Origin of the sequence: Streptomyces sp. (assembly GCF_036524955.1) — a bacterium.
Taxonomy (GTDB): domain Bacteria; phylum Actinomycetota; class Actinomycetes; order Streptomycetales; family Streptomycetaceae; genus Actinacidiphila.
Genome location: NZ_DATDBG010000270.1, coordinates 1 through 22,789 on the forward strand (window position 1 = coordinate 1; position 22,789 = coordinate 22,789).

General features: G+C 72.8%; 17 protein-coding genes and 1 pseudogene. 10 read left to right on the forward strand and 8 right to left on the reverse strand.

The window, feature by feature from the left end; all coding sequences use genetic code 11:
* A partial coding sequence (locus tag VIW71_RS21785) for an ATP-binding protein (RefSeq protein WP_331624155.1) occupies positions 1-1,136 on the reverse strand: 1,136 nt, incomplete at its 3' end.
* Positions 1,137-1,420: 284 nt separating this feature from the next.
* On the opposite strand from VIW71_RS21785, the gene VIW71_RS21790 reads away from it, so the two are divergent.
* Complete coding sequence (locus VIW71_RS21790) at positions 1,421-2,431, forward strand: helix-turn-helix domain-containing protein (RefSeq protein WP_331624157.1); 1,011 nt, start codon at positions 1,421-1,423, stop codon at positions 2,429-2,431.
* A 108-nt stretch (positions 2,432-2,539) separates the two neighbouring features.
* Positions 2,540-3,499: a helix-turn-helix domain-containing protein gene (locus tag VIW71_RS21795; RefSeq protein WP_331624158.1), complete on the forward strand. Its 960-nt coding sequence runs from the start codon at positions 2,540-2,542 to the stop codon at positions 3,497-3,499.
* Between the two features lie 14 nt (positions 3,500-3,513).
* On the opposite strand, the gene VIW71_RS21800 is transcribed toward VIW71_RS21795, so the two are convergent.
* Positions 3,514-4,464 carry an AraC family transcriptional regulator gene (locus tag VIW71_RS21800; RefSeq protein ID WP_331624159.1) on the reverse strand — a complete coding sequence of 317 codons (951 nt, stop codon included), beginning with the start codon at positions 4,462-4,464 and terminating at the stop codon, positions 3,514-3,516.
* A gap of 542 nt (positions 4,465-5,006) precedes the next feature.
* Between VIW71_RS21800 and VIW71_RS21805 the strand changes: the two genes are divergently transcribed.
* Both VIW71_RS21805 and VIW71_RS21810 read left to right on the forward strand, forming a co-directional pair.
* The gene (locus VIW71_RS21805) at positions 5,007-5,393 is read left to right on the forward strand and encodes a hypothetical protein (protein ID WP_331624160.1); all 387 of its coding nucleotides are present in this window, start codon (positions 5,007-5,009) and stop codon (positions 5,391-5,393) included.
* Between the two features lie 41 nt (positions 5,394-5,434).
* Entirely contained in the window at positions 5,435-6,277 is an 843-nt protein-coding gene (locus VIW71_RS21810) for an alpha/beta hydrolase (RefSeq protein WP_331624161.1), read from the forward strand.
* Between the two features lie 329 nt (positions 6,278-6,606).
* Here VIW71_RS21810 and VIW71_RS21815 read toward each other — a convergent pair.
* Positions 6,607-6,819, reverse strand: a pseudogene (locus tag VIW71_RS21815) (alpha/beta hydrolase); the annotation flags it as partial.
* Positions 6,820-7,009: 190 nt separating this feature from the next.
* Between VIW71_RS21815 and VIW71_RS21820 the strand changes: the two are divergent.
* Positions 7,010-7,246 (forward strand): heavy-metal-associated domain-containing protein, encoded by a 237-nt coding sequence (locus tag VIW71_RS21820; RefSeq protein WP_331624162.1) that lies wholly within the window; start codon positions 7,010-7,012, stop codon positions 7,244-7,246.
* Positions 7,247-7,371: 125 nt separating this feature from the next.
* On the opposite strand, the gene VIW71_RS21825 is transcribed toward VIW71_RS21820, so the two are convergent.
* Entirely contained in the window at positions 7,372-8,679 is a 1,308-nt protein-coding gene (locus VIW71_RS21825; RefSeq protein WP_331624163.1) for a hypothetical protein, read from the reverse strand.
* Positions 8,680-10,066: 1,387 nt separating this feature from the next.
* Between VIW71_RS21825 and VIW71_RS21830 the strand changes: the two genes are divergently transcribed.
* From VIW71_RS21830 to VIW71_RS21840, 3 genes are all read left to right on the forward strand, one after another.
* Complete coding sequence (locus VIW71_RS21830) at positions 10,067-10,768, forward strand: GOLPH3/VPS74 family protein (RefSeq protein ID WP_331624164.1); 702 nt, start codon at positions 10,067-10,069, stop codon at positions 10,766-10,768.
* Between the two features lie 388 nt (positions 10,769-11,156).
* Positions 11,157-12,011, forward strand: coding sequence for a helix-turn-helix domain-containing protein (locus VIW71_RS21835; protein ID WP_331624165.1), 855 nt, complete (start codon positions 11,157-11,159; stop codon positions 12,009-12,011).
* Positions 12,012-12,241: 230 nt separating this feature from the next.
* Entirely contained in the window at positions 12,242-12,451 is a 210-nt protein-coding gene (locus VIW71_RS21840; RefSeq protein ID WP_331624167.1) for a DUF397 domain-containing protein, read from the forward strand.
* Positions 12,452-12,585: 134 nt separating this feature from the next.
* Here VIW71_RS21840 and VIW71_RS21845 read toward each other — a convergent pair whose 3' ends face one another.
* From VIW71_RS21845 to VIW71_RS21860, 4 genes are all read right to left on the reverse strand, one after another.
* The gene (locus VIW71_RS21845) at positions 12,586-13,776 is read right to left on the reverse strand and encodes a PLP-dependent aminotransferase family protein (RefSeq protein WP_331624168.1); all 1,191 of its coding nucleotides are present in this window, start codon (positions 13,774-13,776) and stop codon (positions 12,586-12,588) included.
* Positions 13,777-13,894: 118 nt separating this feature from the next.
* On the reverse strand, positions 13,895-14,998 hold the full coding sequence (locus VIW71_RS21850; RefSeq protein ID WP_331624169.1) for an ADP-ribosylglycohydrolase family protein: 1,104 nt from the start codon (positions 14,996-14,998) through the stop codon (positions 13,895-13,897).
* 223 nt (positions 14,999-15,221) lie between these two features.
* On the reverse strand, positions 15,222-17,801 hold the full coding sequence (locus tag VIW71_RS21855) for a bifunctional FO biosynthesis protein CofGH (RefSeq protein WP_331624170.1): 2,580 nt from the start codon (positions 17,799-17,801) through the stop codon (positions 15,222-15,224).
* A gap of 232 nt (positions 17,802-18,033) precedes the next feature.
* Positions 18,034-18,831, reverse strand: a complete 798-nt coding sequence (locus tag VIW71_RS21860) for an AMP-binding protein (protein ID WP_331624171.1) — start codon at positions 18,829-18,831, stop codon at positions 18,034-18,036.
* Positions 18,832-19,383: 552 nt separating this feature from the next.
* Here VIW71_RS21860 and VIW71_RS21865 point away from each other — a divergent pair.
* Together VIW71_RS21865 and VIW71_RS21870 are read left to right on the forward strand one after the other, a co-directional pair.
* Positions 19,384-22,314, forward strand: a complete 2,931-nt coding sequence (locus VIW71_RS21865; protein ID WP_331624172.1) for an AfsR/SARP family transcriptional regulator — start codon at positions 19,384-19,386, stop codon at positions 22,312-22,314.
* A 161-nt stretch (positions 22,315-22,475) separates the two neighbouring features.
* Positions 22,476-22,691 carry a hypothetical protein gene (locus tag VIW71_RS21870; protein WP_331624173.1) on the forward strand — a complete coding sequence of 72 codons (216 nt, stop codon included), beginning with the start codon at positions 22,476-22,478 and terminating at the stop codon, positions 22,689-22,691.
* The last annotated feature ends 98 nt before the right edge of the window (positions 22,692-22,789 follow it).

Below are 22,789 nucleotides of genomic sequence, written 5' to 3' on the forward strand. Positions count from 1 at the left end.
CTCTCGTCGGGGCCGGTGGCGGCGTCCGCCAGATGCCACGCCTGCCGTTCGGGCTCGTCGCCCAGGGCGTCCGCGAGTGCCCGGTGCGCGCCCCGGAGCAGGACCAGGGGCGCCATGTTCACCAGGGCGGACCGCACCAGCGGATGGCGGAAGACGATCTCCTCGCGGTGCAGGTCCAGGCGAACCAGTCCGCTGCCGTCGGCGAAGTCGAGCGCGTCCTCGGTCCACCCGGGCCAGCTCTTCATGGCCGCGGCCCGTATCGTGCGCAGGCCGCCCGGGCCCCGCCCGCCCAGAGCGGCGAGCAGCAGCGAGTAGCGGGTGACCTCCGGCAGCGAGCGCAGCCGGCCGGCGAACGCGTGCTCCAACTGCTCGCCCATGGCCAGCGACGGCGGCAGGGGTTCCCGGCCGGACCGCTGGCGCCGGTTGAGGTGCCGGGGCAGTTCGACCAGGGCGAGCGGGTTGCCGTCCGCCTCGGCCAGGATGCGGCGCGCCGCCTCGGCCGCGAGCCCGGGGTGGGCCGCGGTCAGCAGCTGTTCGGCCTCGCCGCCCTCCAGCGCGGGGATCTCCAGTGCCCGCACCGCCGAGAGGTCGAGGGGGCTCAGCCACCCGCCGCGGGTCGCCGCCAGGAAGGCGATGGGCAGTTCGCCCATCCGCCGCAGGACGAAACTGAGCACCAGGGCGCTGGACTTGTCGATCCACTGCACGTCGTCGGTGACGATCAGCAGCCGCTGTTCCCGCGAGACCGCCTGGAGCAGGGCCAGTGCGGCGGTGGAGATGGCGAAGCGCTCGGGGACCCGGCCTTCGAGCACCCCGAAGGCCTGGTTCAGCGCGTCCCGTTGCGCGGGCGCGAGGCTGTCGGCCCGGTCCAGCAGCGGGTACAGCAGCTGGTGGAGCGTGGCGAAGGCGAGGTCCGACTCCGACTCCACACCCACCGCGCGCAGCACCCGCACGCCCGCGCCCGCCGCGCGCTCGGCCGCCCAGTCCAGCAGCACCGACTTGCCCATCCCGGCCTCTCCGCGCAGTACGAGGATCCGGTCGGCCGGGTTCGCCGCCGTGATCAGCGCGTCGAGTGCTGCCCGCTCGCGCGTCCGGCCCACCAGGGCCGTCCATTGCGTGACACCCGGCTGGCGCTCCATCGGGTGCCCCCCTTCCGTCCTCCGCTTCCGATCTGCGAGGAGGCCGGTCCCGGGCGTCACGACCCGGTCCGCGGCCTCTCCCGTGGGCGTCGGCGACCACTGGTCCGGAGCGTAGTGGGGATGGCGCGTAAGTTCTGATCTGAGTGTGCGGGGAACGTTTCCCGGCGTGCGCGGAGCGCTGCTTTTTGAGCGGCTCGGCTAATCTCGGCGGTCTGGAGCCAAGGGCCGGGAGTGTCGAGTCGGGCCCGCGGAAGGTGACGGAGCGGGCCGGGCAGGGGGCCACCATGGGTATCACGATCGACACGTCCCAGCTATCGCCGTCCGACCGGGCGGAGGCCATTCGCGACGTCATCTGGGACCGGGTCGTCCGGGTGGAGATCGAGCACCACCCCGATCAGGAACGGATCTCGGCGGTCGGCACCATCAGCGACCTGGGGTCCCTGAACCTCTGCTCGGTGCGATCCAACGCACGGACCGTGCGGCGCACGGCGGCGCTGATCCGCGACGACCTCGAACCCAGTGTCTTCCTGGGCCTTCAGGTGTCCGGGTCGAGCATGGTGATCCAGGGTGACCGGGAGGCGGTGCTGCGCCCGGGCGACCTGGCCGTCTACGACACCACCGAACCGTACACGCTGGTCAACGAGAACGGCATCCACCAGCACTACTTCCGCATTCCCCGCCGCGAACTGGCGCTGCCCGCGTCCGCGATCTCGAAGGTCACCGCGGTGCGCATGGGCCGGGACCACCCCGTCGCCGACCTCGCGTCGACCTACTTCGCACGGCTGGCCGACACCCAGCTCAGAATGGACCGCCAACAGGTCGGTGCGGTGGGGCAGCCCAGCGTCGAGCTGCTGCGCGCGGTGATCGCCACGTACCTCGGCGACGCCCGGCTCGCCCAGGAGCCGCTGGAGGCCACCCTCCAGTACCGCATCATGGAGTACATGCGCGCCCATCTCGCCGAGCACGACCTCAGCGCGGCGCGGATCGCCCGAACCCACCACATCTCGGTGCGCCACCTCTACACGATCCTGGCCAGGTCGGGCATCACGCTCGGCGACTGGCTGCGGGCCAACCGCCTGGAACAGTGCCGCAAGGAGTTGGCCGGTCCGGCCTCCCGGTCGCTGACGATCGGGGCCGTCGCCCACCGCTGGGGCTTCACCAGCGCGACCCACTTCAGCCGGGTCTTCAAGGAGGCGTACGGCCTCTCGCCGCGCGAGTGGCGGCGGCTGACCGAACAGCCCACGGTGGACCTCGGCCGGGCCGCCGAACCGCCCGCGGCGAACCTCGGCGGCTGACGTACGACGCCACGGCACGGACGGCAGTCGGTTGACCTACGTACCCGGCCGCCCTGGTGCCCAAGCTGGCGTCATGTCCCAGCCGCTTTCCACCGCACAGGAGACCCTGTGACTCTTGTGCTCAGTACCGAGTCCGTACCGGACCAGGACAAGGTCAGGTACTGGCACGACGTGGTCAACCGCACCCTGATGCCGCTCACCGTCACGCCCTGGAACAGCACGCCGTTCGACGGCCGGGTCCGGGTCGAAAGCCTCGGATATCTGCGGGTGCTGACCGTGGACGCCGACGCCGAACGGCTGCGCCGCACCTCCCGGCACATCGAGCGGTCCCGGCAGGAGTACGTCGCGGTCGGCCTCCAGGCGTCGGGCTCCGCGTGGGTGACGCAGGACGGGCGCAGCGACCGGATCGGCTCGGGCGACCTGGTGATCTACGACAGCACGCGCCCGTACTCGTTCGACTATCCGGAGCGCTTCCGGCTCCATGTCTTCCAGCTCCCGCGCCGCGTGCTGAGTGTTCCGGACGGGGAGCTGCGCCGGGTCACCGGGACGGCGATCCGGCCCGACCAGGGTGTGGCCGCGATGCTGTCGCCGTTCCTCTCCGCGCTGGCGGCGGCGCCCGCACACTCCGCCTCGGTCGGCGACCGCCTGGCCGGCAACGTCACCGATCTGCTCGCCACGCTGGTCACCGAACGCGCCGGACTCGCCTCGGGCGAGACCGACACCGCCCGCGGGCATCTGGTGCGGCGGATACGGCAGTACATCAATCACCACCTGGCGGACTCCGGGCTGTCCCCGGAAGCCATCGCCGAGGCGCACTGCGTCTCCGTGCGCTACCTGCACCGGCTCTTCGAAGGGGAGGGCATCACGGTCAGCCGGCTCATCCAGCAGCGGCGGCTGGAGGAGTGCAGCCGCGAGCTGGCCCGCCGCAGCCGGGTCATGCCGACCGTCTCGGCCGTCGCCCAGCGGTGGGGCTTCGTCAACGCCGCCCACTTCAGCCGGACGTTCAAGGCCGCGTACGGGGTCTCGCCGCGCGAATGGCGCCGGGAGCGTCATGCGACAGCCGCGTAGGGGTTCCCGGGTGGTCAGTGGCCGAGGTCGCGCCATTCGCGCGGGGTGATGCCGTAGGCGGCCCGGAATCTGCGGGTGAAGTGGCCCGGGCTGGCGAAGCCCCACCGGCGGGCGACGGCGGCCACCGTCAGGTGGCCGAACTGGGGGGAGCTCAGCGTGGTCCTGGCCCCTTCGAGGCGTTCGGTGATGATCCACTGCTCCAGGCTGAGTCCGGCGCGCTGGAAAACCTCGTAGAGGTGGCGCACCGAGATGGCGTGTTCCCGGGCGATCCGCTCGGCGTCCAGGCCGCGGTCGGCCAGGTGGCGGCGGGCGTACGCGAGCATCCGGGTCAGCAGCGTGTCGTCCATCACCGACCGGGTGAGCGCCCCCTCGTCCTGCGCGGCCGACACCACCAGCGCCCGCACCAGTTCGATGGTGGCGTTGGCCAGGGCCGGTGCGCCGGGGTCGGCGGCCAGTACGTCCGGGTTCCGCCACAGGGCGCGCACGTGCTCCCGGACCAGGTCGTGCAGGGGGCTGGCGCGCAGCCGGAAGGTGGCTGCGCGCACCACGTCGATCGGCAGTGCGAACCGGTCGAGGTCGATCAGGATGGCCTGGGCGGCTCCTTCGCCCGTCCAGCCGTACTCCCGGGGCGTCATCTCGTTGAAGACGTAGACGTCGTCCTGGCCGACGTACGCCTGCTCGCCGCCGATGTCGGCCAGGCCGGTGCCCCGGTTCTGCAGCGCCACCGCGACGATCGGCCGGCTCTCCTGCCGTACGTGCCGTGCCGTGCGGGTCAGCCGGAACCCCGTGTTGCTGGAGGTGAACAGGTCCATCGAACCGACCCGCCACAGGTCCATCCGCGCCCGGATCCCGGTCTCGGGCTCCTCGTGGTCGATGCGGTTGGGGACCGAGGCGCTGGTCAGGGCGTGATGGAACGCTTCCACGCGATCGGCGCGAGGCACGGTGTCCGTGTCCAGCAAGAGCATGCCGTCCCCCAATCGTACGACTAGCTCATTATCAGCCAATCGGCGGCCGCCACCATCTTGTGCACCGACGGGACAGACCCGTGCACGAGCAGTCACCACCCGCGGCCGGGCCGACCCTAGCGTGAGGGCCCGTCGACCTCATCGGCGGCAACATCGGAGAAAACCAGAGGGAACGGCGCTGTGACGGATGGCCAGAAACCGACGTTGGTGCTTGGTCCACGGCGCCTTCGCAAACGGTTCCAGTCGGAATCCGGTGATCGAGCGGCTGCAGGGGCTGGGTTTCCCGGAGGTCTCGGTGGCCGATCCGCTGCGCGGGCCGGCCCATGACTCCGCGCACTCGTGGCGGTGCCGGCAAGCCTGCCCGGGCCCGTGATGCTGGTCGGCCGCTCCTGCGGCGGCGCGGTGATCACCGAGGCGGGCGCGGCGAGTCCGGGGGTCAGTGCGCTGGTCTACGTCGCCGCGTTCATGCCGGACGCCGGTGAGGTGCTGGGCGAGCTCTCGGCGAAGTTTTCCGGCTCGGAGCTGGAACCGGCGCTGACCGCATGCCCACGCCCGCCCTGGACGGCTCCGACGGCCTCGACCTCCAGCTCGGGGCCGAGAGCTTCCGGCACGTCTTCGCCGGCGACGTGCCCGAGGCCACCACCCGGCTGCTGGCCGCCACCCGACGGCCGGTGAGCGCGTCGACGTTCGGCGACCAGGCCACCGCGGCGGCCTGGCGCACCGTCCCGTCCTGGCACACCGTCCCGTCCTGGTCGCTGGTCGCTGGTCGCAGCGAACGACCGGGGTATCCCGCCCGTACTCCATCGGTTCCAGGTGGAGCGGTCGGGGCGCGGTCGGTGGAAGTGGACAGTTCGCACCTGCCGCTGCTCAGCCGGCCCGACGCGGTCACCGGTCTCATCACGGCCGCCGCGGGCTCCGTACGGGACTGACCCGGTCTCCTACCGCACACAACGACGAAAGGCACGTACGCATGTCGGCAACATCCGACCTCGAACGCATAGAGCAGGTCAACGCCTCCGGCCGGATCCCGGTGGTCTTCGTGCACGGCCTCTGGCTGCTGCCCAGCAGCTGGGAGCGGTGGGCCGCGGTCTTCGAGGAGGCGGGCTTCGCTCCCCTGACGCCCGGCTGGCCCGACGACCCCGACACCGTGGCCGAGGCCAACGCCCACCCCGAGGTCTTCGCGGGCAAGAGCGTCGGCCAGGTCGTCGACCACTTCGCCGGGCTGATCGGCAAGCTGAAGCGCAAGCCCGCGGTCATCGGGCACTCCTTCGGCGGGCTGGTCACCCAGATGATCGCGGGCCGCGGCCTGTCGGCGGTGTCGGTGGCGATCGACCCGGCGCCTTTCCGCGGTGTCCTGCCGCTGCCGGTCTCCTCGCTGCGCGCCGCGCGGCCGGTGCTCGGCAATCCGGCCAACCTGCACCGCGCGGTGCCGCTCACCTACGACCAGTTCCGGTACGCCTTCGCCAACGCGGTCAGTGAGGAGGAGGCGAAGGAGCTGTACGAGACCTACGCCGTACCGGCCCCCGGCGGGCCCCTCTTCCAGGCGGCGACCGCGAACATCAACCCCTGGACCGAGGTGAAGGTCGACACGGAGAACCCGGACCGCGGGCCGCTGCTGATCATCTCCGGTGAGAAGGACCACACCGTGCCGTGGGCCATAGCCAACGCCTCGTACAAGAAGCAGCAGCGCAACGAGGCGTCGGTCACCGAGATCACCGAGCTGGCCGGCCGCGGGCACGCGCTGACCATCGACAGCGGGTGGCGCGAGGTCGCCGACACCGCGCTGGCGTTCGTGCGGCGCTTCACCGTCTGACCGTCACCGCCCGGATCAGGCGCCGGCGCGCGCCGACGCTTGTGGGCCCCAGCGGATCGCCGGGGCCCACAGACGTCGGCAGCGCACCGCGGGCGCGACCTCGCCGCGCTTCGTCGGTGCGGCCCCACCATTGGTGGCGGGGCCGACGTACCGCGCGACCGTGCGGTCGTCCCGAGCGCCACGACAGCCCGCCGCGGATCGCGACCGCCTCGGCCGCGGAGCGGCCGGGGTCGCCGGTGAACACCTTCGCGTCCACACCAGCAGGTCCGCGGGGGCGTCGGCACCGGCTGCCGGTACGACGCCGGCGACGGGCCAGGTGGCCGTCGGGATCACCTCCCCTGGGCGCGCAGGGCTTTGCGGAGGGTGTGGACGGCGACGGAGATCGCCGCCTCCGCTCCGTCGGTCCCGCGCAGGGTGTTGAGCATCACGAAGTCGTGGATGACGCCCTGCACGCGCAGCGCGGTGACCGGGACGCCCGCGGTCCGCAGCTTGGCGGCGTACGCCTCACCCTCGTCGCGCAGGACGTCGGCCTCGGCGCTCATCTCGTTCTCTCTCGTGGGCGGGCGTGGTCACACCGTCAACGTAGGAGCGGGTGCGGAATCGGTGTGTGCTCAGCACGCACACCACTTGCTTCGCGCGGCACGGGAGCGATCATGAGAAGAAATACCCCTAGGGGGTATAAAGTGGTGTGCGGAGAGGACGGGAACGCGCCGTCCCTCCGGGTACCCACACGTGCGCATCGACAAGGAGCACACCATGAGCGAGGCCGTCTACTCCGTGTCCGGCATGACCTGCGGTCACTGCGAGTCCGCCGTCACCAAGGAGGTCACCGCGATCCCCGGTGTCACCTCCGTGACAGCCGTCGCTCAGACCGGTCTGGTGACCGTTGCCTCGGCGGCACCGTTGGACGACGAAGCGGTACGGGCCGCCGTCGACGAGGCGGGCTACGACCTCGTCGGCCGCGCCTGAGAAAGCGCCCCCCTTTTTCACCCGGCACCGCCGGGTTCCCCGGAGACCGGCCGGCGGACCCGCCGCCCGGACCCGCCGACCCGGACCCGCCGACCCGGGCGGGCCAGCCGGCGGGTCCGCCGCTGTCAGCCCACCCGCGTGAGCTTCTTGCCGAACGAGGGCTCCGCCAGGTCGCTTTGCAGGACGACCGGCACGGACGTGCGTGCCGTGCCCGTACCGAAGCTGATCGTGCCGACCCGGGTACCCGCCTTCGCGGTGTGCGGCAGCCCCTCGGGGAGCGCGCTCACCGTGACGTCGGTACGCATGCCGGGCCAGCCGGTCGCGGTGAGGTCCTTTTCGGCCACGACCGGGGTGGTGCCGCCGAGCCCGTCGTCCACCTCCCCGACGACCTCGCCCTTCTTCACTATCGGGGTCGCGGTCAGCCCGCCCTGGATCGCCTCGATCAGCTTCTGGCTGTTGCTGAGGGCCGCCTGGAGGCTGTCGTAGACGGTCACGCCGCCGCGCTGCTGGAGCACCACACCGAGGATCAGCAGCTGCCTGCCGCCGGCCTTCTTGTGCGCCGCCCACATCAGGGCGCCGCCGGCCGGGGTGCTGGAACCGGTCTTGATGCCGACGACGCCGACGTTCACCAGGTCGTTGTTGTTGTTGTAGATCGTGCCGACGCCCGGGATGTCGACGTTCGCCAGCGCGACGATCGAGCGGAAGACGTCGTTCTTCATCACCTCGCGAGCCAGTTTGAGCTGGTCCACGGCCGTACTGACGGTCGTCTCCTCGTAGCCGCTCGCGCCGGTGTACGTGGTCTGGCTCATCCCCAGATCGGCCGCCGCCTTCTGCATCTTGGCGACGAACGCCTCCTGCGTGACGGAGTCCCAGCGCGCGAGCAGCCGCGCGATGTTGTTGCCCGAGGGGATCAGCAGAAGTTGCAGCATCTGCCGTTCGGTGAACTTCTGACCCTCCGTGACGTGCGCGGTCGACTCGTCGGAGGACGCCGCCTCGCCGGCCGCCTGCGCGTCGACCGTGATCACCGGCCCGGTCTGGTTCCCGGTCAGCGGGTGGTCGCGCAGGATCAGGTACGCGGTCATCACCTTGGTGACGCTGGCGATCGGCACGGGTGTCTGGTCGCCGCGCACACCGAGCGAGCCGATCCCTTCGACCTCGGCGACCGACTGGCCCTGCTCCGGCCACGGAAGCGTCTGCGGCAGCGGGGTGCCCTCGAAGGTGTACGAGGAGGCCGCCGTCAGCTTCAGGCCGGGCGAGGGGAGCGGACGCAGCGCCTGTCCGACGACGAAGACGATGGCGAGCAGCACGACGAGCGGGGTCCAGATCTTGAAACGCCGCACGATGGTGCGCAGGGCCGTCTCCGGCGGGGGCGGGGTGTTGGTCAGCTCGGCGAGCAGCCTGAGCGGCGCATCGGGGGTGGGCGGCACGGGCATCGCGCGCGTGCCCTCGGGTCCCACGGGCTCGCCCGCCGGGGCGGGCGGATGCGGGAGTACGGCGCCGGCACCCCCAGGCTGCGCGGCCGGCCCGGTCGGCGACGGGTCTGCGGCGGGAGGCAGGGGCGCGGCGGGAGGACGTACGGGCGGGGTCGCGTGCACGGGCGGCGCCCCCGTCGACCTCGGAGGCGTCTCCGGGGCCGTACGCGCCCGCACGGGGCGCCCGGGTGCCCCGAAGGTCACCTGGCTCCCGGGCGCCGCCCCGCGGCCGTCAGAGGGCGCTCCGGGCCGCTCGCCCGGAAGGTCGGACACAAGCGGCCGGAGCACGGAGCGCGCCGGGAGCGGCCGGCCGTCGGGCCGCGACTCCATGGGGGCGTCCGGCCCGTCCTCGGGGACTTCCCGGCGGGTCTCCGCGGCACCCCGCGGGGCGTCGCGGGGCCCGTCCCCGGCTGCACTCCGCAGGGCCTCGCGCCCCGCGTCCGCCGCGCCCTCCCCCGCCTCGGATCCGGCCGCCCGCTGCGGCCCGGCCGGCGCGATCTCACCCGCCTGGCCGCCACCCGACCGTGCGTCCCTCTGGGCCACCGGAGTGCGCTCCGGCGCCGAGCCACCGCTCCGCCCGGCACCGGTTCCCTCCGCTCCGGTCATCTCAAGCTCGGCTTCGACGCCCCCGGCGCCCTCCGCCGTCGAGTCCTCCGGGACCCCGTCCGCCGCACCGCCCCCAGCGGTCTCCCCGGACCCACGTCGCTGATCACGATTTGATTCCGTTTCCCGGGCCGCCGGCCCCGAGGCGCGCGGCGCGGGCGGAGCCGGAGACGGGCCCGGGGACGTAGCCGAGCCGGAGGCGGCGTCTACGGGCGATACGCCGTTCGTCGTATTCGCCGCGCGGGGAGCGCCGGACGCGACCCCCGTACGCGGGCGGGCGGCGGGCCGGACCGGGTCAGCCGGGCCGGTGGCGGGCGGCGTGACGGATTCGCCCGATCCGCCTGCCTGCTCCCGGCGCTCGTCCCCCGCCACTCCCGCCCCACGGGACTCGGCAGGCGCCCGGAACACCGCCAGCCTCGGATCCACGGCCGGCCTTCCGGCCGCCTCCCCCGACGCCTCGTGCTGCTGCTCCCTGCCGGGGGACTCGCCCGCCACGCAGACCTCCTCCACACATCGTCACGTTGTTCGCACACACCGTGAGGGGCGCCGCCGAATGGCGCCCCTGCGCGGCCTGACCCACACTTGCAAGTGTCCCGCGACAGGCCCGCAGCCCGTCTGCGACACCCCATCCACCCCGTAGACGAGAACGACATACCACCCGGTTCCCGCCGATATGGCGAAGGCGCTCTCGACAGGCCGGTGTGAGAGGCGTCACCCTGTCATTCATCCACGCGGGGAGGCATGGATGGGCAAGAGCCGCAGAACAATTCCGGAAGAGCTGTTGCTGCTCGCCCTGGACCCGACGACCGGGACCACGGCGCAGCCGCAATCGCTCGACCTCGGCCTTGCCGGGGCACAGCTCGTCGAGCTGGCCCTGGCCGGGCGGATAGCCCCTGACGGGGATCGTATCGCCGTGGTGCACCCACGGCCGACTGGAGATCCGACCCTGGACTCCGCGCTCGAGCTGCTGCGACGCCGCGGCAGCCCGGTCCGCGCCGTCCACTGGATCGGCGGGCCCCGGCTGGGGCTGCGCCAGACGTATCTCGCGCACCTGGAGCGGTGCGGCATGGTGCATGCCGTCCCGGGTCAGATGTGCGGGATACTGCCGACCACTCGGTATCAGGCGACCGACAGCGCGGTCAGCCGGGAGATCAGGGCCCGGCTGGACAGCGCGATCCGCACCGGCGTGCCGCCGGACCCGCGGACCGCCGCGCTCGCCGCGCTCGCCCATTCCGTGGGACTCGGCAAGCACCTGTACCCGGGGAACGAGGGGCGGTCCTCGCGATCGCGCCTGCGCGACCTGATCAGGTACGACCCGATGGGCGGCCTGGTGGCCCACGCGGTGATGGACGTGCAGAACGGCGTGGCGGCGCAGCCGAAGCGGCCACCCGCCCAGACGCAGCGTTCGGCAGGGCACGGCACGATGGCCCGGGCCGGCGTCCGTTGAGCAGCGCGGCATAGCAACGCGGCAGGACCGCAGGACCCGCAAGACCCGTACGACCCGGGTGCCCCGTACCACCGCGGCACCTCGCAGCACCCCCGTTACACCGGACGGCAGCGGTGTCCGTCGGCAGGGACCGGACACCGTCACCACAGCCCGTCCCCAGCGACCCGTTCCGGGAGCCGCTGCGACGCGCGGGGCGGCGGTCCCCGGACGCATCTCCGGGAACCGGCGCCCCGCGCGTCGCGCTTTTTTCCGCGGGAACCGACGCGGACGACTCAGACAGTCACGGACGAGCACGGACAAGCTTGTTCCGCCTATTCGCCAGCGCAGTGATGACCGGTAGTGGCAGGCTGCTGACCATTAGTAGGTTCAGCGTGGAGGTGCAGTACCTGTGGTCGCCAACGTCAACCCCACCGTCCGGCGGCGCCGGCTCGGTTCGGAGCTGCGCAAGCTCCGCGAGCAGAAAGGGATGACGGCCGAGGAGGTCGCGGCCCGCCTGCTGGTGTCCCAGTCGAAGATCAGCCGGCTGGAGAACGGCCGCCGCAGCATCAGCCAGCGCGACGTGCGCGACCTGTGCAGCGTGTACGGGGTCGAGGACGTCCGCATCGTCGACTCGCTGATGCAGATGGCCAAGGAGTCCCGCCAGCAGGGCTGGTGGCATGCGTTCGGCGACATCCCGTACAGCGTCTACATCGGTCTGGAGACCGAGGCGGCGAGCCTGCGGGTGTTCGAACCGCAGGTGGTGCCGGGCCTGTTGCAGACCCCGGCGTACGCGGCGGCGACCATCTCCGGCAATCTGCCGGAGGCCACCGCGGACCAGGTCGAGAAGCGGGTCAGCGTCCGCATGCGCCGCCAGGAGCGGATCACCGATCCGGACGGGCCGCTGCGGATGTGGGCGGTGATCGACGAGGCGGCGCTGCGCCGCACGGTCGGCGACCGGCTGGTGATGCACGAACAGCTCATGCACCTGGTCGAGTTGAGCCGGCTGCCGCATGTCACCGTGCAGGTGCTGCCGTTCGAGGCGGGCGCGCACCCGGGACTGAGCGGCCAGTTCGCGGTGCTGGAGTTCACCGACACCACGGACGCGACGGTGGTCTACCTGGAGGGCGTCAACAGCGACCTCTACCTGGAGAAGGACACGGACGTGCAGGCGTACAGCGTGATGTACGAGCACCTGCGGGCCCAGGCGCTGGGCCCGGAGCAGACCCGGCAGTTCATCGGCGAAGCGGCGCTGCGATACGCGTGACGTACGGCCGTGCGCCGGTCGGACCGCGCGCCCGTGGAGGGCCCGCGGCGTGGAAGGCGGCACGATACACCGCCGAATGCCCAACTGGGAAGATTTGCAAAGAATATGCCTCCAGTCGGGTGAAGTGGCCCACCGGTCGGTCAGGGTGGCGAGTAGCGTCAAGCACGTTCAGTCAATTGGCGCAAAGGCGTACCACCGCGCCCTCGTCACGAGCACAGACCGGAGCAGAGATGGCAATCAAGCTGGGCAGCACCCCCGCGTGGCTGAAGTCCTCGCGGTCCACCGGAAACGGTGCCTGTGTGGAAGTGAAGTCCCCGGCCGTCGAGTCGGTCGTCGTCCGCGACTCCAAGGACCCATACGGTCCGGTCCTCACCTTTTCCCCCGACGCGTGGTCGGCCTTCGTCGCCGACGTCGACCGAGGCACCTACAACCTCGACTAGTACCACCTCGGCCGGCGGTCGCCCGCCGGCCCGGTCCCGGCACCCGGAACACCGCCGGCCGCAACAGAGCCCCCTCGGCCGACCGCCGTCCCGGCCGAGGGGGCCCCCGCTGCCCGCCCGGGCAGGGGAAACGGTCAGAAGACCCGCGCGAGACGCGACAGGCCCTCGGTGATCTCCTCCGGGGTGTGGGTGGTGAAGGACAGCCGCAGCGCGGCCGGGTCGGGTGCGGCGGCGAAGAAGGGGGTGCCGGGGACGTACGCGACGTCGTGCGCGATCGCCGCGGGCAGCAGGGCGGTCGCGTCGTGGCCGTCGGGGAGGCGGACCCAGACGAACATGCCGCCCTCCGGCCGGTTCCAGGTGGTACCCGCGGGGAGCGCCGAGTCCAGCCCGGCCAGCAGCGCGTCCCGGCGCGTGCGGTAGGCGGTACGGACCCGGGCCAGATGCTCGTCCAGGTCGCGGTCGGCGAGGTAGCGGGCCGCCGCCGCCTGGTCGACGGTGGACGTGTGCAGATCGGCTGCCTGCTTGGCGACGACGCACGCCCGCAGCAGGCCGGCCGGGGCGCGCAGCCAGCCGAGCCGCAGGCCGGGCGCCATGATCTTGGAGAAGCTGCCGAGCAGGACGGTACGGTCGGCGGCCTCGTCCTGTCCGGCGATCCACGGCTGGCACACGCCCTCGAACCGCAGCTCGCCGTACGGGTCGTCCTCGGCGATCCACAGCCCGTGCCGCCCGGCCACCTCCGCGACCGCGCGGCGGCGGGCGAGCGGCAGCGTACGGCCGGTCGGGTTCTGGAAGGTGGGGATCAGGTAGAGCAGCTTCGGCCGCTCGCGCAGCACCAGCTCCTCCAGCGCCTCCGGGATCACCCCGTCCGCGTCGGTCGGCACCGGGACCACCCGGGCGCCGGCGAAGCCAAAGCACTGGAGGGCCGCGAGGTAGGTCGGGTTCTCCACCAGGACCACATCGCCGGGTTCCAGCAGCGCGGTCGCGATCAGTGCGAGGCCCTGCTGCGAACCGCCGGTGACCAGGAGGTCGTCGGCCCCGGTGGCCAGCCCTCGCGCGGTGAGCCGGGCCGCGACCGCCCCGCGCAGCGCCGGGTCGCCCTCGGTCGTCGAGTACTGGAGCACCCGCTGCGGCCGCTCACCGAGCACCCGCGCGTACGCCTCCCGTATCCCCTCGGCGTCGAACAGCTCCGGCGCCGGCAGCCCCCCGGCGAACGAGATCACCTCCGGCCGCGCGGTCAGCGCCAGGATCTCCCGTACGGGCGAGGCACCCACCCTTCGGGCACGCGCGGCGAGCGGGGGCAGGGGGGCGGCTGCGGTGAGTGTCATGCCGCGCAGCCTACGAAAAATCGTTGCTGTGTCCAGGTACTTTTCACCATCCGGTCAGCGGCGCGCCGGGCCGGGCCGGGAAACCGGGCGGCTCACCGGCCCGACCGGGCGTGCGTCCCTATGCCGCCGGGTAGCGGTCCAGCCACGCCGGGCTCGCGCCGGAGAGACCGTGCAGGGCGGGGGCCTGGGTCATCTCCATGGCGAAGTCGTCGGCGAGTTGCAGGATGGTGCTGCGGCCTTCGAGCTCGGCGATCCAGGCGGGCGGCAGCGCGGTCTCGCCGTGCTGGACGCCGAGCAAATTGCCGCAGACGGAGCCGGTGGAGTCGCTGTCACCCGAGTGGTTGACGGCGAGCAGCAGGCCGTGCCGCACGTCCTCGGCGACCAGGGCGCAGTAGACGCCGATCGCGAGCGCCTCCTCCGCGGTCCAGCCCTCGCCCAGCGCCTGCACCCGCTGCGGGGACGGCATCCCCTGCCGTACCGCGCCGAGCGCGCTCTGCAGGGCGTCGGTGGTCTCCTGGTGGCCCGGACGCGAGCCCAGCAGGGCCAGCGCGTGCTGCACGGACCCGTCCAGCGCCTCGCCGCGGGCCAGCCCGTGCACGATGACGGCGAAGGCGCCCGCCGCGAGCTGCCCGGTGGGGTGGCCGTGGGTCTGTGCGGCGCACTCGACGGCGAGCTGGAAGACCAGGTGCGGCTCCCACCCGACCAGCAGCCCGAAGGGCGCCGACCGCATCACCGTGCCGCACCCCTTGGAACCGGGGTTCTTCGGCTCCTCCAGGGTGCCCATCCGGTCGTCCGCCAGGCCGCTCAGACAGGCGTTGCCGGGGGCTCGCCGCGCGTAGAGCCACTCCTCGCGGGCCAGCCAGCCGGTGTCCTTGCGGCGTTCGTCGGGCCCCCACTCGGTCTGGGTGGCCGACCACCGCCGGTACGCCCGGTGGATGTCGGTCGGCGGATGCCAGGCTCCGGTGTCCCGGCGGACCTGGGCCCGTATCAGGCCCTCCACCGTGAACAGGGTCATCTGGGTGTCGTCGGTGACCGCGCCGCGCCTGCCGTACGCCGGCACGTAGTCGGTGACGCCGTCCGCGCCATGGTCCTGCTGGATCGCCTCCAGTGACTCGAACTCCACGCCCGCGCCGAGGGCATCCCCGATCGCGCCGCCGAGCAGACAGCCCCGGACGCGGCTGCGGAAGTCCTGCTGCTGCGCCCGTCCCCAGACAGCGGTCAATGCGGTCCCCTTCGAACATCCCCCGATCTGAACGAGTGCTGCGCCAGCACGATATCCAACCTCGCCGGGAGCGGAAGGGGGCCTCGAAAGGGACGCGAGGTAGGCGAAGCTTGTCCCCGAATCCCCGCCATCGGGGGGATGGCGGGGATTCTTCCAGGCGCGGCGGGGCGTGCTCGCGGCGCGTACGGGGACGCGTTCGCACAGGCGTACCGGGCGAGCCCTCTCAGTCCCCCAGCACCGGCAGCAGTTCCGGCAGGTGCCCGTCCGAGGCGTGTCCGGCGGCTATGCGTTCGGCGGGGACCTCGCCGTACAGGGTGGAGCGCTGGCGGCTGGGGCGGCCGGCCGCGTCGGCGATGGCGACGAGGTCGCGGATGGAGCGGTAGGAACCGTAACTGGAGCCCGCCATCCGGGAGATGGTCTCCTCCATGAGGGTGCCGCCGAGGTCGTTGGCGCCGGAGCGGAGCATTTCGGCGGCGCCGTCGGTGCCGAGCTTCACCCAACTGGTCTGGATGTTGGGGATGTGCGGGTGGAGCAGGAGGCGGGCCATCGCGGTGACGGCGCGGTTGTCCCGGGCGGTCGGACCGGGGCGGGCGATACCCGCGAGGTAGACCGGCGCGTTGGTGTGGATGAACGGCAGCGTCACGAACTCGGTGAACCCGCCGGTCTCCTGCTGGATGCGGGACAGCAGCCGGAGGTGGCCGAGCCAGTGATGGGGCTGGTCCACATGCCCGTACATCATCGTGGAGGACGAACGGATGCCCAGTTCGTGGGCGGTGGTGACGACCTCGACCCAGGTGGCGGTGGGGAGCTTGCCCTTGGTGAGCACCCAGCGCACCTCGTCGTCCAGGATCTCCGCGGCGGTGCCGGGGATGGAGTCCAGGCCCGCCTCCTTCGCGGCGGTCAGCCAGTCGCGGATGGACAGGCCGGTGCGGGTGGCGCCGTTGACCACCTCCATCGGCGAGAAGGCGTGCACGTGCATGCCGGGGACGCGGGCCTTCACCGCGCGGGCGATGTCGAAGTAGGCGGTGCCCGGCAGGTCGGGGTGGATACCGCCCTGCATGCACACCTCGGTGGCACCGACCTGCCAGGCCTGCTCGGCGCGGTCGGCGACCTGCTCCAGGGAGAGGGTGTACGCGTCGGCGTCGGTGCGGCGCTGGGCGAAGGCGCAGAAACGGCAGCCGGTGTAGCAGACGTTGGTGAAGTTGATGTTGCGGGTGACGATGTACGTCACCTCGTCGCCGACGGTTGCCTTGCGCAGGTCGTCGGCTATCCGGCAGAGCGCGTCCAGTGCGGGACCGTCGGCGTGCAGCAGGGCGAGGGCTTCGGCGTCGGTCAGCTTGGTGGGGTCGTCGGCGGCGACCGACAGCGCCTGCTTGACGTCGGCGTCCACCCGGTCGGGCACCAGGCCGGGCGCGGCCAGTTCCCGCAGCGCCTCCCAGTCGCCGTAGACCTCGTCGAAGTCGTCGCGGCGGTCGCCGGTCCGGCCCTCGGTGTCGATGGTGCGGTGCAGGTCGGTGCGGCCCAGTCCGGTGGCGGGGAACGCCTCCTCCGGCTCCTGCCAGGGGCGGCCCTGCGGCGTGGCGTCCTCGCGGGCCAGACCGGTGAGCGGGTCGGCCAGCGCCCGGACGTGCGGCAGCAGACGCGGGTCGAGCCAGGGCTCGCCGCGCAGGATGAACTCCGGGTAGATGGTGAGGCGTTCCTTGAGGGTGAAGCCCGCCTCGGCGGTGCGCGCGGCCAGTTCGTCGATCTGTGGCCAGGGCCGTTCGGGGTTCACGTGATCCGGGGTGAGCGGGGAGACGCCTCCCCAGTCGTCGATGCCGGCCTCGATGAAGCGGGCGTACTCCCCGTCCACCAGGTTCGGCGGGGCCTGGATGCGGGCGGCGGGGCCGAGCACGATGCGGGCGACCGCTATGGCCGCGGCGAGCTCCTCCAGTTCGGCGTCGGGCATACCGCGCATCGCGGTGTCCGGCTTGGCGCGGAAGTTCTGGACGATGACTTCCTGGATGCCGTGGTAGCGGCGGCCGGTGCGGCGGATCGCGAAGAGCGACTCGGCGCGCTCCTCGTACGTCTCGCCGATGCCGATCAGGATGCCGGTGGTGAAGGGCACGTTGGAGCGGCCGGCGTCCTCCAGGACGCGCAGCCGGACGGCGGGTTCCTTGTCGGGCGAGCCGTAGTGCGGGGCGCCGGGCTCGGACCACAGGCGGGTGGCGGTGGTCTCCAGCATCATGCCCATGGAGGGGGCGACCGGCTTGAGCCGCTGGAGGTCGGTCCAGCCGAGCACACCGGGGTTGAGGTGCGGCAGCAGGCCGGTCTCCTCCAGCACCCGGATGGACATGGCGCGCACGTAGGCGAGCGTGTCGTCGTACCCGTGCGCGTCCAGCCACTCGCGGGCCTCGGGCCAGCGGTCCTCGGGCCGGTCGCCGAGCGTGAACAGGGCTTCCTTGCAGCCCATTTCGGCACCGCGGCGGGCGATGTCCAGCACCTCGTCCGGCGACAGGTACATACCGTGGCCGTCGCGGCGCAGCTTGCCCGGCACCGTGACGAAGGTGCAGTAGTGGCACTTGTCGCGGCACAGCCGGGTGAGCGGGATGAAGACCTTGCGGGAGTAGGTGATGACGCCGGGGCGGTGGGCCGCGGCGAGGCCGGCGTCCCGGACCCGGGCGGCGGTGGCGGAGAGTCTGGTCAGATCCTCGCCGCGGGCCTGGAGCAGCACCGCGGCCTCGGCGGTGTCGAGGGCGACCCCTCCTTCAGCGCGGTGCAGGGCGCGGCGCATGGCGGTGGCGGTGGGCGGCGACAAGGTCATTCCCCGAGGATATGTTGCCCCGCCGACAATGCGCGGGCCCGCCGTGAACCCGTCAGTCCGATTCCCTGTCGCCAATATCACCCGCCGGTCTTCGACCGCGGAGGAATACCTTGGCGTGAACACGGCGCGTAGTCGCCCTGCCGTCGCGAGCCGCCCGCGCCCCGCAGCGGCCCGGGCTCAGGCCACCGCACCGGTCGCGCCCAGACCGGTCAGCCCCGCCGGGAACGGCTTCTCACGCCGTCACCCTGATCGGCAGCAGGATGCGCCACACCGCGTCCTCCACCCCGTGCACCGCCGCGATCCAGCCGACGTTCTCCTCGTCGGTGCCGAGGCGGACCGCCTGCGCGAGTTCGGTGGTGACGTCGGCCAGGTCGGAGTGGGACATGGCGGGTTCGACGCGACCGCCGGCCGCGCCGTCGTCGTGGTACCGCTGGTACGCGGGGGCGCCGGGCAGGACGCCCACCGGCCGCCAGCTCTGGGCCAGGCGCCAGACGGGTTCGCCGCTGACGCGTGCGCCGTCCGCTTCGAGGACCTGCGTACGGGTGCGGTCCACGGCCAGCGGGGTCCACCCGTCGGAGCCGGTCAGCACGATGTCGGGGGCGCAGCGGCGCACCGCGCGGGCCACCGCCTCGGTGGCACCCGGCGCGGGCAGCACCAGCGGCACCGCGGCCATCCCCGCGTACAGGCAGCCGAAGAGCGCGCCGGCCAGGTCGGGCCCCTGCGGGTAGACCAGCATGACGCGGCTGCCGGGCTGGAGCTGGGCGCCGAGGCGGGCGGCTATCGAGCGGGCCCGCCGGTCGAGTTCGGCGTAGCTGCATCCGGCGGTGCCGGTGACCGCCGCGCTCGGGTAGGGCAGCTCGGGCACCGTCTGGGGACCGCGCTCCGCGCGCTGCCGCAGCAGCGGTCCCGGCAGGCGGCCGTCCGCGGACCTGGCGCGTGTACCACCGTTGCCGCCGCCGCGGCCGGTCCGGCCGGGCCTGCCGTCCCGGCGCTCCGGGCGCTCGGGCCGGTCCGGTCCGTCGCCGGTCACTGTGGCCGCCCCGCTCGTCCCGGTCGGCGCGGGCCATGCGGGTGCCGGGGCGGCGCCGACCGGAACCGGACGCGCCGCCGGACCCGTATCGGGACGCGTATCCGGTCCCGTGCGCCCGCGGCGCGCGTCCCGTGCCCCGGCCCAGCGGGGTCCGCCACCGCCCGAAGCGTCCGCCGCCACGTCCGCCACCGCGTCCCCGGAGCCGAAGCGCGAACCGTCCGCGGGTACTTCACACCAAGCGCACATGACGGCCCCGTCACCCGACCTGTCGCCGAACACACACCGGCAGGAACCAACCCCACACAGCACAACCTCCGCACACGCACAGACGGAACCTCTGATTCAGCACAACTTTCGCCGCGAGGCCGGATCGGGGCCCGGCACGGGGTGACCTGGGCGTCCCGACACGGCAAACTGGCACGGACGGGGCCGAACCCTCGGCGCCACGTGCCATGCGGACAACTGTTCCGTCCAGCGATGAACGATAGATATACGCGCGGAGAGTCGGGTCCCGGGGAAGGCCCCGGCTCGCGGGCGGTTCAGGGGGCAGAGATGCACACCAGGACGGAGCCGGGCGGCGGCCTGCGGTTCGCGGTCCTCGGCCCGGTACGTGCCTGGCGTGGCGGCGAGGCGATCGCCACCGGCGCGCCGCAGCAGCGCGCCCTGCTCGCCGCGCTCCTGCTGCGCGGCGGGCGTACGGCGACCGCGTCCGAACTCGTCGACGCCGTCTGGGGTGAGAGCCCGCCCAATACCGCACTCGCCGCCTTGCGTTCGTACGCCTTCCGGCTGCGCAAGGCGCTCGGTCCGCAGGCCCTGATCACCGACTCCGGCGGCTACGCCCTGCACGTGGAGCCCGACGCGCTCGACCACACCGTGGTGGAGCGGCTGGCCGCCGAGGCGGAGAAGGCCCGCGCCACCGATCCCGCGCACGCCCGCGAACTGCTCGGCAACGCCCTGGCCCTGTGGCACGGCGAGCCGCTGGCCGGCTGCCCGGGACCGTACGCGGAGGCACAGCGCAGCCGGCTCACCGAGTGGCACCTCGGCCTGATCGAGATCCGCCTCGAACTCGACCTGGAACTCGGCGCGCACGCCGAGGCCGTCTCCGAACTGACCGCCCTGTCCGCCGAACACCCACTGCGGGAACGGATGCGCGCCCTGCTGATGCTCGCCCTGTACCGCAGCGGCCGGCAGGCCGAGGCACTGGGCGTCTACGCCGACACCCGCCGCCTGCTCGCCGACGAACTCGGCATCGACCCCTCCCACGACCTCAGCGACCTCCACCAGCGCGTCCTGGAGGCGGACCCCTCGCTCGCCGCGCCCCCCGGCGCGGCCGGCCTGTTGGAGACCGTACGGCCGGCCCAGCTCCCCGCCACTGTCGCCGACTTCACCGGGCGGGCCGCCTTCGTCCGGGAACTGGGCGAGCAACTGGCCGAGGCGTCCCGGGGCAGCGGGGTGATGGCGGTCTCCGCGGTCGCGGGCATCGGCGGCGTCGGCAAGACCACGCTCGCCGTCCATGTCGCGCACGCGGCGCGCGAGTCCTTCCCGGACGGGCAGTTGTACGTCGATCTGCAGGGCACCGAGCCGCGGCCGGCCGAACCCGAGGCGGTGCTCGGCGCGTTCCTGCGGGCGCTGGGCGTGCCGAATCCGGCCATTCCCGACTCGCTCGCCGAACGCGCCGCGCTCTACCGCTCCACGCTGGACGGGCGGCGCGTGCTGGCGCTGCTGGACAACGCCTACGACGCCGCGCAGATCCGGCAGTTGCTGCCCGGCACCCCGGGGTGCGCGGCGCTGGTCACCAGCCGGGTGCGGATGGTGGACCTGGCGGGCGCGCACCTGGTGGACCTCGATGTGATGTCGCCCGAGGAGGCGCTGCAGCTCTTCGTCCGGATCGCGGGCGAGGAGCGGGTCAGGAGCGAACGGCAGGCGGCGCTCGACGTGGTGGGCGCCTGCGGTTTCCTGCCGCTGGCCATCCGGATCGCCGCCTCCCGACTCGCCGCCCGCCGCACCTGGACCGTCTCCGTACTCGCCCGCAAACTCGCCGACCACCGCCGCCGTCTCGACGAACTGCGGGCCGGCGACCTCGCGGTCAAGGCCACCTTCGCCCTCGGCTACGGGCAGCTCTCCCCCACCCAGGCCCGCGCCTTCCGCCTGCTGTCGCTCCCCGAGGGCCCGGACATCTCCCTGGACGCGGCGGCAGCGGTCCTGGACCTGGACCGGTACGAGGCCGAGGATCTGCTCGAAGCCCTGGTCGACATCAGCCTCATCGAGTCCGCAGCGCCCGCCCGCTACCGCTTCCACGACCTGCTGCGGCTCTACGCCCGCGAGTGCGCCGAACGCGACGAGACGGCCGAGGCGCGCTGCGGGGCGCTGTCGCGGCTGCTGGACTTCTATCTCTCCTCGGCCGCCTGCGTGTACGAGCTGGAGAACCCCGGCGACCGGGTCCTGGACCACCTGGCGCCCGGCGCACGCTCCGGCCTGGTCTTCCCGAACCGCGAAGAGGCCCTGGAATGGCTCTTCTCCGAGGCGCAGAGCCTGCTCGCGGCCGTCCAGCAGGCCGCGGGGGACGGCTGCGAGGGTCCGCTGCGGCGTGCGGTGGACCTGCTGCTCGCCGCGCAGGACCTGATGGAGTCCGGTATCTACGCGCGCCAGTACGAGCAGGCGGCCCGCGCCCTGGTGACGACGGCGCAGGCGTGCGGGGACGCGCTGGTGGAGGGGCGGGCGCGGGTCTGGCTGGGACAGTCGCTCTGCCTGTCCGGGCGCTTCCCGGAGGCCGAGGCCGAGGCGGTCCGGGCGCTGCTGCTGGGCCGGTCCGCCGACGACCCGGTGGCGTGCAGCTACGCACCGAATCTGATGGGCATCATCGCGCTGCACGGGCGGCGGTTCGGGGAGTGCGCCGAGCACACCATGGTCGCCCTGGACGCGTTCCGTTCCGACGGCAACAAACACGGCGAGGCAGCGGCGCTGAGCAATCTGTCCCGGGCCCAACTGGAGTTGGGCGACACCGGCGCCGCGGTGGACGCCACCCGCCAGGTGGTGGCCATCTACCGCGAGCTGGGCGCCGGATTCCGGCTCGGCAACGGCCTGTACGCGATGGGCATCGCCCTGACCGCGACCGACCGGCCGGACGAGGCGATCGACCGGCTCACCGAGGCTCTGCGCATCTTCCGGGAGGCGCGCCAGCAGTTCTGGGAGGGCATGACGCTCTTCCGGCTGGCGAAGGCCCACCTGACGGTCGGCCAGTGGCGGCAGTCCGCGTCGCACGCCGAGCAGGCCCTGGTCATCCTCCGTGACGTCGGTGGCGAATGGCGGGTCGCCAACGCCCTCACCCTCCTGGGCCGCGCGTTGGCGGCCATGGGCCAGTCCGTACGCGCGCACGCCTGCTGGCACGACTCGCTGGGCACCCATATGGCGCTGGGCTCGCCGGAAGCGCACGAGGTACGCGGGTTGCTCGGGGGCGACTCCGCCTCGTCCGTCGCCGTGTAGACGCAGGTCACCTCACTCATCAGGGCCGTTTATCGGTTGATTATCGGCGGCTGCCACGATTCCATCACTGCACATTGATGAGCAGCCCGCCCGGCGGTGTACGGGGGTCACCGCCGGGTGGGCGTCACCACAGCACGTCCCCAACAGCACAGGAGAGCACCATGAGCACGGCAGTTCCCAAGCCGCCGAACGGTGACGGTTCGGTCGACCCTGACAACTTCCACGCTGACGGCACCACCGAGGCTCCCGAGCCGCTGACCGCCGAGGGCACGGGCACGGTGAAGCCCGACAACTTCCACGCGGACGGCACCAAGCTCAGCGCCGGTGTCACCGTGAGCCCCGACAACTTCCACGCGGACGGCTCGGCCGAGATCTGATCCGACGCGGGCACGATGGGGGGGAACACCGCAGGCGCCGTCCGGGAGTCCAGGGGGAAGACCGGGCGGTACGGGGGAAATGGGGGGGACACGGGGAG